At 55.4% G+C, this 9,537-nt stretch carries 7 protein-coding genes; 4 read left to right on the top strand and 3 right to left on the bottom strand.

The window, feature by feature from the left end; translation table 11 throughout:
- Positions 1 to 275, bottom strand: a 275-nt coding sequence (locus ACN0WX_RS08490; protein ID WP_417621855.1) for an acetyl-coenzyme A synthetase N-terminal domain-containing protein, incomplete at its 3' end; no start/stop codon positions are given.
- Positions 276 to 447: 172 nt separating this feature from the next.
- Here ACN0WX_RS08490 and ACN0WX_RS08485 point away from each other — a divergent pair.
- The 3 genes from ACN0WX_RS08485 (at position 448) to ACN0WX_RS08475 (ending at position 4,095) form a co-directional block, all read left to right on the top strand.
- Positions 448 to 1,830, top strand: coding sequence for a DcaP family trimeric outer membrane transporter (locus ACN0WX_RS08485; protein ID WP_417621854.1), 1,383 nt, complete (start codon positions 448 to 450; stop codon positions 1,828 to 1,830).
- Positions 1,831 to 2,009: 179 nt separating this feature from the next.
- Positions 2,010 to 2,846: an HAD-IIB family hydrolase gene (locus ACN0WX_RS08480; RefSeq protein ID WP_417621853.1), complete on the top strand. Its 837-nt coding sequence runs from the start codon at positions 2,010 to 2,012 to the stop codon at positions 2,844 to 2,846.
- A 34-nt stretch (positions 2,847 to 2,880) separates the two neighbouring features.
- The gene (locus ACN0WX_RS08475; RefSeq protein WP_417621852.1) at positions 2,881 to 4,095 is read left to right on the top strand and encodes a glucosyl-3-phosphoglycerate synthase; all 1,215 of its coding nucleotides are present in this window, start codon (positions 2,881 to 2,883) and stop codon (positions 4,093 to 4,095) included.
- On the opposite strand, the gene ACN0WX_RS08470 is transcribed toward ACN0WX_RS08475, so the two are convergent.
- A complete protein-coding gene (locus ACN0WX_RS08470; protein WP_417621851.1) occupies positions 4,092 to 5,855 on the bottom strand; it encodes a sugar phosphorylase in 1,764 nt (587 codons plus the stop codon). The genes ACN0WX_RS08475 and ACN0WX_RS08470 overlap by 4 nt on opposite strands.
- Between ACN0WX_RS08470 and ACN0WX_RS08465 the strand changes: the two genes are divergently transcribed.
- Positions 5,805 to 7,193 carry a glycerate kinase type-2 family protein gene (locus ACN0WX_RS08465; RefSeq protein ID WP_417621850.1) on the top strand — a complete coding sequence of 463 codons (1,389 nt, stop codon included), beginning with the start codon at positions 5,805 to 5,807 and terminating at the stop codon, positions 7,191 to 7,193. The two genes, ACN0WX_RS08470 and ACN0WX_RS08465, sit on opposite strands and share 51 nt — an antisense overlap.
- A gap of 1 nt (position 7,194) precedes the next feature.
- On the opposite strand, the gene ACN0WX_RS08460 is transcribed toward ACN0WX_RS08465, so the two are convergent.
- Positions 7,195 to 9,426 carry an EAL domain-containing protein gene (locus ACN0WX_RS08460; RefSeq protein ID WP_417621849.1) on the bottom strand — a complete coding sequence of 744 codons (2,232 nt, stop codon included), beginning with the start codon at positions 9,424 to 9,426 and terminating at the stop codon, positions 7,195 to 7,197.
- Between the last annotated feature and the right edge of the window lie 111 nt (positions 9,427 to 9,537).

Here is a 9,537-nt window from a genome sequence, read left to right as displayed (position 1 = left end):
TGACGGTCCACTGCATTGTGGCAGATGTTCAAGATACCGTCTTCATACCATTTGATGGAGACCGGATCATAGGACCAGTTGGAGATTTTGGTGGGCGCCTTCTGCCAGTCCAGACGCTCGGCCTGGCCGGACCAGAAACCATCCGGATCGGTAAGGCTTTCTGCGTATAAACGATCATAGTCGGATCGCGTACAATGCGTTGGCGCGCCTTCTTGTGGTGATGGAATGGGAGCATCTCGACTTGTTCTGACTTTTCTGTCCAAGCGGTCAGACATTATATTGTTCCCATCTTTGGCTCGTTCCCATTTTGTTAGACTTTCACACCATTATAATCGGATTACCGATGAATCTTGAATGCGACATTGGTCGTATAGACCATTGGCTAATTTCTTTTTCCCAACGCGCCTGTCATTCTTTTCCCAATGACATAAACAGGGAGGATGGCACATGGCGAAGGTTGGAACAGGTCTGGTCAAGGGACTTCTATTATCCGCAACAATTTTGAGCGCGTCACCGGTATGGGCGCAAGATAGCGATGTCGATGCCCGACTCGATCGGTTGGAAGCGTTGGTCTCAGGCTTGATTGAACGGATGGATGCCAAACAAACTGCCGCAACCGAAGGGGATGTCGCCGTCGCGCAACAGGCCCAGCAAGCCATTACAGAAACACGGGCACTAGCCCAAAGAACGGCTGCGATGGAAACCAAAGTCGCCGAACAATCTGCGGGTGGCAATGGCTTCAACGTTGGCAAAACCCGCGTGACCTATGGCGGATATATAAAGGCTGATGCCATTTCACAGCGAACCAGTGGCGGCCAGGTCGGCACCGGCAGCATTGTCCGCGACTTCCTCATCCCCGGTGCCATTCCCGTTGGCGGAACATCATCGGGTTTTGATACGGACTTCAGTGCGCGTCAAAGCCGCTTCATCTTGCAGACCAGCACAGATGTTGGCGGTGGCCATACGCTCGGTTCGAAAATTGAAATGGATTTCATGGTCACCAGCGGCGGTGACGAGCGGGTGTCCAACAGCTATACTCCGCGCCTGCGGCAGGCCTATATCACATTCGATAACTGGCTATTCGGTCAAGCCTGGTCCACGTTTCAGGACGTCGGCGCACTCCCCGAAACACTGGATTTCATCGGCTCGACTCCAGGAACCGTCTTTGAGCGTCAACCGATGGTACGCTATTCCAACGGCGGGCTTCAGATTGCCGTTGAGCAACCCGAAACAACGGTGACCAGTCCCACCGGTGGCCGTGTTCTTGCGGGTGATGACAGTCTTCCCGATGTGGTATTGCGTTATAATCACACTGGCGATTTTGGTCATCTGACAGCTGCGGCCATTGGCCGGGTGCTTCGGGTGAAACCGGATGATTTCGGGCTGATATCTGATAGTGCGATCGGCTATGGCCTCAGCCTGTCGGGCAAAGTCGGGCTCGGCTCCCGCGATGATCTTCGTTTCATGGCGACGGCGGGACAGGGATTGGGCCGTTATATCGGCCTGAATATTGTCAATGATGCCGCGCTGCGTTTGGATGGCAGCCTGGATCCCATTGCGACCTATTCCGGATTCCTCGCCTATCGCCATATGTGGACCGACAATGTCCGGTCGACAATTTCCGGCAGCTATTTCAAGGCGGACAACCCGGTTGCGCTGACCACCGGCGGCGTTACCGATGAAAGCTGGAATGCCTTTGGCAATATCATCTATTCGCCCGTCCCGCCGCTCGATTTGGGCATTGAATATATGTACGCCAATCGGGAACTGGAAAATGGCGCGTCAGGCAATTTGCAGAAAATCCAGCTGTCGGCCAAATATTCTTTCTGAATATTGGGTCCGGTCGGCCCTGTGGCGACCGCAGGGCCATCGTTCACAGGAATTGCTGTCGCAAGGGGAGAAGCGGCATATCCACGACGGCCGTATCACCGGGACAGGCGGATCCTGACCGGGCGTGATCAAATTACCATATTCGCGCGGCGACCAGTCTGCTATCCGATAGTCTCATCATGCCAGACCGCCCTGTTTACCCCCTGATATTTACCGATCTCGACGGCACTTTGCTCGACCATCATAGCTATTCGGCCGCGCCGGCCGATGCATTGATCAGGCAACTGGCCGACCGGACCATCGCCTGCGTCATTCCGATCACCAGCAAAACCCGCGCGGAATGGCGTTCATTGCAACAGTCTCTTGCGATTGATGAAGTTTTGAGCGTGACCGAAAATGGCTCCGTCATCCACGCGCCCCGGGGCCTGCCCTTTGTGAATGGGCCGGCGCCGCACAATATCATGCTGGGAATTGCCTATACGGATATCCTGCAACGGATTGGAGCGCTTCCACCAGCGCTTCGTCAGCATATTGCGGGTTTTGCCGACATGTCAGCCGAAGAGGTGGCGGCGGCTACGGGGCTGACGGTCGCCGCGGCCCGCCTGGCCAGCGAGCGGGAAGCAACGGAACCGTTTCTCTGGTCCGGTTCAGACGCCGATATGGACCAGCTGCGCGCGATCATGGCCAAATCCGGTATCGAGATACAGCGCGGCGGGCGCTTCTACCATTTCACCGGCCATGCGACCAAGGAACAGGCCATGGCCCGGACAAGGGCGGCCTTTGCCGGACAAAAGCCGGAAGCGCGACTGGTCACGATAGCGCTCGGCGATGGACCCAATGATCTGGCGATGATCGAGGCCGCCGATTTCGGCGTCATCATGCCCAATCCCGACGGGGTGACCATCCGCTCCGGCAAGGCCCATGTTCGGACGGCTCCTGCTGCCGGACCAGGGGGCTGGGTCATCGCGGTCCGGGAAATTTTTTCGGAACTGGGTTTAATCCTGCCGGAAAGCTGACTAGGCTGGCAGCACCTAAATTACAGGGGTATAGATGGCCGATTTTCATCAAAATGGAATTATTTCCACGCTTCACAATCTGACTGACCGTACAACGGCATCGCTGGAGGCGGATTTGATGGGCTATCGCAAGGCCAATCCGATGGCTCTGGTGCTGCCCAGCCTGTTTTCCGAACTGGAAGGGCCAGCGCTCGAAAATATCGTCGATGAGCTGTGCCAGGTGCCCTATCTGGACGATATCATCATCGGACTGGACCGCGCCGACAAGGACCAGTTTGAATATGCGAAAAACTATTTCTCGCGCCTGCCCCAGCGGCACCATATCCTGTGGAACAGCGGTCCGCGGCTGAGCGCTCTAGATGAAGAGCTGCAACAGCGTGGCCTGTCACCGGCAGAGCCCGGAAAAGGCCGCAATGTCTGGTTTTGCTTTGGCTATTTCCTGTCCGCAACCGACGCCCAGGTGGTCGGCCTGCACGATTGCGACATATTGACCTATGATCGAGATTTGCTGGCCCGTTTGATGTACCCGGTGGCCAATCCGACCTTCCCCTATGTTTTTTCCAAGGGCTATTATGCGCGGACGACCGAAGAGAAATTCAACGGCCGCGTCGTGCGCCTGCTGATCGGCCCCTTGTTGGCTGCGCTCAAGAAAGTCTGCGAGCCGAACGACTATATCATCTACCTGAACAGCTTCCGCTACGCCCTCGCGGGCGAATTTGCGATGGGCCGGCAAGTGGTCAAGAATATCCGCATCCCGTCAGACTGGGGCCTGGAAATCGGTGTGCTCTCCGAAGTGTGGCGCAACCAGTCGACCCAGGCGATCTGCCAGGTCGAAATTGCCGACAATTATGATCACAAGCATCAGTCGGTTTCCTATGACAATCCCGAAGGCGGCCTGTCGAAGATGAGCATCGACATCACCAAGTCGATCTTCCGCAAGCTTGCCACCGACGGCCAGATCTTCTCGCAGGGGACTTTCCGTACCCTCAAGGCGACCTATTTCCGCATCGCGCTGGACCGGATCGAGACTTTCTACAATGATGCAGTGATGAACGGCCTGACCCTCGACCGGCACGAGGAAGAGACCACGGTCGAGCTGTTCGCCCAGAATATCATGACCGCCGGCGAGGTGTTTCTGGAATCACCCAATGAGACCCCGTTCATGGCCAACTGGAACCGGATCAACAGCGCCATTCCCGACTTTACCGACCGGTTCAAGGAAGCGGTGCGGCTCGATAATGAGGATTAGGCAATATCGGGCGCCACGTTGCTGAACCACACGGTCTGATAGGGTGATAAGGGAAAATCCCCTTCGATATCGGTAATCGCGTGGCCCGAAATCAGGTCCCACCAGCGGTCGCCGGCGATCAGATTTATATCCGCAAGGGAAAGAATCTTGTCCTCGATCGTCACATTGGTGATCGCAAAAATACTCTGCTTCCGCTCCCGGCTTTGGCGCCAGATACCGAACAGGCCTTCGGGCAGCGCCAGGGTGAACTGGACGGCATTGGGGTGAAAGGCCTGCTGTTTCTTGCGGGTTTCGACCAGCGATAGAAAACGGGCGAACACCCGCGCTTCGACGGTCGCCGGATTGGCCAGCTTGGCGCTGATTTCGTCATAGTCCAGCTGACGCCGGTTAATCGACCGGTTGTGGCCGGTAAGATTGACTTCCTCATAACCGTTGGGCGTGGCCAGCAGGCTGTGAATATAGATGGCGGGTATGCCCTCCAGCGCAAGCATGATCGCCATGGCGGCCATGAACCGGTCCATCTGGTGTACGTCCGGCCCTTCCAGCGTCCCCTGCATCGCCTCGAAAAAGGAAATGTTCATTTCATAGGGCTTTTCCGTGCCGCCCGGTCCCCGCCGCATCGACACCCGGCCACCGAAACTCTGGATCGCGGTCAGCATCTGGTCCACTTCCCCTTGCGGCAGCACCCCTTCGGTCGGACGCAGGCCGATGCCGTCATGGCTGGCGGTAAAGTTGAGATAGGTGCAGCCGGTCAGCGCCGGCGGGTTGCTCCGCGTCAGGCGCTTCAGATAGAGCGCATCGCCGGTGAGCAACGCGTGTACGAGCAGCGGCGGCAGCGAGAAATTATAGATGACATGGGCTTCGTTCTGATTGCCGAAATAGGTCAGATTTTCGTGATTGGGAATATTGGTTTCGGTGATGATGATCAGCGTTTCGGCATGATGGTCCATCAAGGTCCGGAGCAGCCGGATAATCTCGTGGGTTTCGTGCAGATTGATCGAGGGTGTGCCGATTTCCTTCCACAGAAAGGCCACCGCATCGAGCCGGAAAATCCGTACACCATGGTCGATATAGGCGGCGATAATCTTGATAAATTCCATCAGCAGATCGGGATTGGTAAAATCGAAATCCAGCTGATCGGAGCTGAACGTGCTCCATACATGGCGGTCGCCGGAGACTGTGCGAAACGGTGTCAGCAGCGGATGCGACCGGGGCCGCACCACCTGCCCCAGATCAGCCGCAGGATCGGCGGTAAAATAATAATCCTTGCCTGGCGCTTCATCCGACAGGAACTGCTGGAACCAAACCGATTTGCTCGATCCGTGATTGATCACCAGGTCACCCATTAGCCGGTAATCCGCCGCAATCGCTTCAATATCCGACCAGTCGCCCAGATTTTCATCGACCTGCAGATAGTCGATCACCCCGAAACCGTCGTCACAGCTATAGGGAAAAAAGGGCAGGATATGCACCGCGCCGATGGTCTGACCGATATGTTCCTTCAGAAAGCGATGCAGGGTTCGCAGCGGCCGTTCCCCCGCCGAACGGATCGTGCCACCATAGGTGATCATCGCGATATCGCTTTCGTCCCACAAATGCTTGTCGGCGATTTTCCGGCGCTTGATCATCCTTGTGGTGTCGGGCCAGAACAGGTTGACGATACGTTCAGCCAGCGCGTTGCAATCATGATTAGGGTACAGGACACCCAGATGGACGGAGAGCCGTTGCAGCAGATGCTCGATAGTGGCGCGATCATTCATATTTGGTCTGTCACTCCGAAAAGCTGCTTGACCCCGATGGGACAATCGGGCCTTTATTGTGCAGTGCATAAAACAGCAAAAACCGATTCAACAAAAGCTTTTTTGAAAGCGCTTTACGAACATGCGCTGGCACCGGCCCTGCCCGAGAACGCGATGCGCAATCTGCAATGGCCTGCCGCATCTGGCCGGACATGCCTCCTTTCGGTCGGAAAAGCGGCTACGCAAATGGCCTCAGCCATACTCGATCGGTTGTCGGCCAATGCCGAAGGTCTGGTGGTGACACGCCGTGGCTATGTGCAACCGGGCTTCGCACCCGACAATATGCAGATTGTCGAGGCTTCCCATCCGGTGCCCGATTTCGCAGGTGCACAAGCGGCGGAAAGCGCGCTGGCAATGGCCGATGGCCTCGGCGAGAATGACCTGCTTCTGGTCCTCATGTCGGGTGGGGCAAGCGCCCTGCTTCCGGCACCGGCGGACGGCATTACCCTGATCGAAAAACAGGCGGTGACCCGCGCCCTGCTCCACAGCGGCGCGCCGATTGCCGAGATGAACATTGTCCGCAAACATCTCTCGGCAATCAAGGGTGGTCGGCTCGCCGCCAGGGCTTGGCCGGCGGCAACGCACATGATCGCGATATCCGACATTCCGGGCGATGATATCGCGATGATCGGATCGGGACCATCGGTCGCCGACAGTTCGACCTGTGCCGATACGCTGGCCATAGCCGAAAAATATGCCATCGCCCTGCCCCCGGCGATCAGGGCCGGGCTGCAGGGCGGCGCGCTGGAAACGCCGAAATCTGATGATCCGAAAATGCAGCGCGCGACTGCGGAAATTTGTGCCCGTCCCGGAGATATGTGCGCCGCCGCCGCAGATGCCGCCAAAGCGCGAGGCTATGACATCATCATGCTCGGCGATGCCCTGGAAGGTGATGCCCTGGAACTCGGACTTGATCACGCGAGACAGGCGCTGGCGCTCAAGGCAGAGGGACGAAAGGTAGCGTTGATTTCCGGCGGCGAGGCGACCGTGATGGTGCATAACCGGGACGGTAGGGGCGGTCGTTGCACTGCCTATCTGCTCGCCTGTGCTCTGGCCCTGAACGGTGAACCGGATATTTTCGGACTGGCAGCCGACAGCGATGGCATTGACGGGTCCGAAGATAATGCCGGAGCATTTCTGTGGCCGGGAATATTGGATGCAATGGGAGGCCCAGAAAATGCGCGCGGTCTGCTGGACAGCGATAATAGCTATCTCGCCTTCGAAAAAGCCGATGGCTTGTTGATGACTGGGCCGTCCGGTACCAATGTCAACGATCTGAGAATTCTGCTCATCGGCTAGATCATGCTGATAATCGCGCCTGTTCCCGTCCGCAATCAATCCAGGTGGCGCCAAATGCATCCGATTTGACAGGTTTGGAAATATACCAGCCCTGACCGATGTCACACCCGTATCGGGTCAGCATATCCATGCACGCCTGATCCTCAATACCTTCGGCGACAATCTTCAATCCCAGAGCATGTGCCATTTTGATCGTCGATTGCACCATCACCCGATTGGGGTTGTTGGTGGTCATGGTTTTTACGAAACTTTTGTCCAGTTTAATTTCATTGACCGGCAGTCGCTGCAAATAGCTCATTGTTGACTGCCCCGTCCCATAGTCGTCAATGGACACTCTGATCCCCGCGTTGCGGATCAGGTTCAGCGTGTATACCGATTGTTCGGGACAGGCCAGCGCGGCCGTTTCCGTAACTTCGAATACAATTTGTGCATTATTCGCCGGCGAGTCCTCAACCATTGCTATGGCCTTGTCGACGAATTTGCTATCCCCCAGCAAATTGGCCGCAATATTGACAGAGCACGTTAATCCCGGCCGCTGCTTTTCCCAATCAGACAAGTCATCCAGCGCCTGCTGCAACACATAAAATGTCAGCAGATCAATCCTGCCGGCCCTTTCCAATATCGGGATGAAAATTTCCGGGCTGACCTCGCCGCGCTGAGGATGACTCCAGCGGACAAGGGCCTCGGCCCCGTCCAGTTTATTTGCCGACAGGTTCCATTTGGGTTGATAGACAACGTCAAGATTGCCATCCTGAATCGCCTGTTCCAGCTCGATCAGCAGGTTGAGCCTCTGCCCGATCGCATGATCAACCTGCTCATCATACCAGGCCCATTTTTTACCGCCAGCAAAGGCCTGTCCGGAGGCGAGCTTGGCTTTATCCACCGTTTTGTCGCTGATACCAAATGTGATGTTAATCTTGATCCGGGTGTCTTTCGCCATGACCGGGGCATGCAACATCGCCGTCGCAATATCGAAATAGCTGGGAATATCTTTGGCATATTCACTTTTTACGATCCAGGCGATCATGTCGGAATCGACATGATATATTTTCTCGTCCGAAGCCAGAAAGCGAAGGCGGCTTGCCAGATTTCGGAACAGATCGATACGGGAATCCGGATCGGACACGACAAGCACTTCGGTAAAGTCGGTAATTCTTGCCGTAGCGATATAGCCAAATTTTCTGGTCGACATCCTCTTCAGCAACGCCGCTTCGTTCGGCAATCGGCTAACTTCATTCACATATTGGCTGGTCTTCAACGCCTTGTTTGTCATCAGGAATTTTTGCAGCACAATATAGACGAGGAGAAAAAACAATCCCACAATGTTTGAATATGTGAACAGGCCGAGATATTCTATCGCTATCAAAAGTCCCATGAGAGCGAAGATTGTCACAAGCGCTATCGTGGTCAAAGCCTGATAGGAGCATTTTCTTGTCAGAATCGCGGCCAGCAATATTGAGGCCGCAAGAATCAACCCCGGCAACCTTCCGAAATCTTTGAAATTCGTCTTTTGGATCAGGGTTTCACTCGCCATCGCCTGTATAACCACGCCCGGCACCATGCCAAACCGGCTAATCGGGTAACGGTCTCCCAGTTCCAGCGCTGTGGTACCGATGAGTATATTCTTGCCCTGCAGACCAGCAGGCAGAGGTTTCTCGCTCATCAGCTCCAGAAAACTGATCCGTGGGATGCTTGTCGGATCAATGCTTTGGTCAATCGCAAAGCTTTCATCCATATTGCCCGCTATGCCGGTGATCATGCTGGCAAACGACGGGCGCGTTATACCTGCTGATGTCGTACCATAACTATATTGGTTCAGTTGTCCGCGCTGGTCCGGATCAATATTGACCGATGCCAGCCAAACATTTTTGCGCAACGCCTCGATGGGCAGACTCTCTACGAACTGCTCATCAAATACTGACGCGCGCTGGCGCAATGTCGGGAGAATGACTCTGGCATCTGATTCCGCTATGGCCTGCACCAGAATTTGGTCCTGATCGTCGGTCGAATAGCCGGAAAAATCGATATCAAATGCGATTTGCGCGGCCCCCGCGGCGTTTAGCTTTTGCAGAGCTCGGGCATAATATTCCCGGGGCCATGGCCAGTGATTCAGCGCATGGAGGGATTGGGCATCAATTTCCACAATGACGATCTGACCGGAGGCTGGTTTTTCCAGAATATCGGCGCGCACATTTCCGAATCTCTGCTCAACATCATACCCAATGTCAGACAATATTAGTCCATAGCCAGCAAGTAAGGCCAGAAACCAGGCTGCTAACGAGTTACGGAATATATTTGCTCTAATAGAAGGCAAAAGGGTCTTCAAGAATATCTCCGCTGGTCA

It is taken from the genome of Parasphingorhabdus sp. (assembly GCF_048269915.1).
In the GTDB taxonomy this organism is placed as follows: Bacteria; Pseudomonadota; Alphaproteobacteria; order Sphingomonadales; family Sphingomonadaceae; genus Parasphingorhabdus.
The sequence above is the reverse complement of the archived record's forward strand: the minus strand, read 5'-3'. Positions and strand labels throughout refer to the sequence as shown.

Bases quoted from the DNA above. Each gene is read 5' to 3' on its own strand.
- ACN0WX_RS08485 (WP_417621854.1), top strand. From the start codon at position 448: ATGGCGAAGGTTGGAACAGGTCTGGTCAAGGGACTTCTATTATCCGCA.
- ACN0WX_RS08480 (WP_417621853.1), top strand. From the start codon at position 2,010: ATGCCAGACCGCCCTGTTTACCCCCTGATATTTACCGATCTCGACGGC.
- ACN0WX_RS08475 (WP_417621852.1), top strand. From the start codon at position 2,881: ATGGCCGATTTTCATCAAAATGGAATTATTTCCACGCTTCACAATCTG.
- ACN0WX_RS08465 (WP_417621850.1), top strand. From the start codon at position 5,805: ATGGACGGAGAGCCGTTGCAGCAGATGCTCGATAGTGGCGCGATCATT.
- ACN0WX_RS08470 (WP_417621851.1), bottom strand. From the start codon at position 5,855: ATGAATGATCGCGCCACTATCGAGCATCTGCTGCAACGGCTCTCCGTC.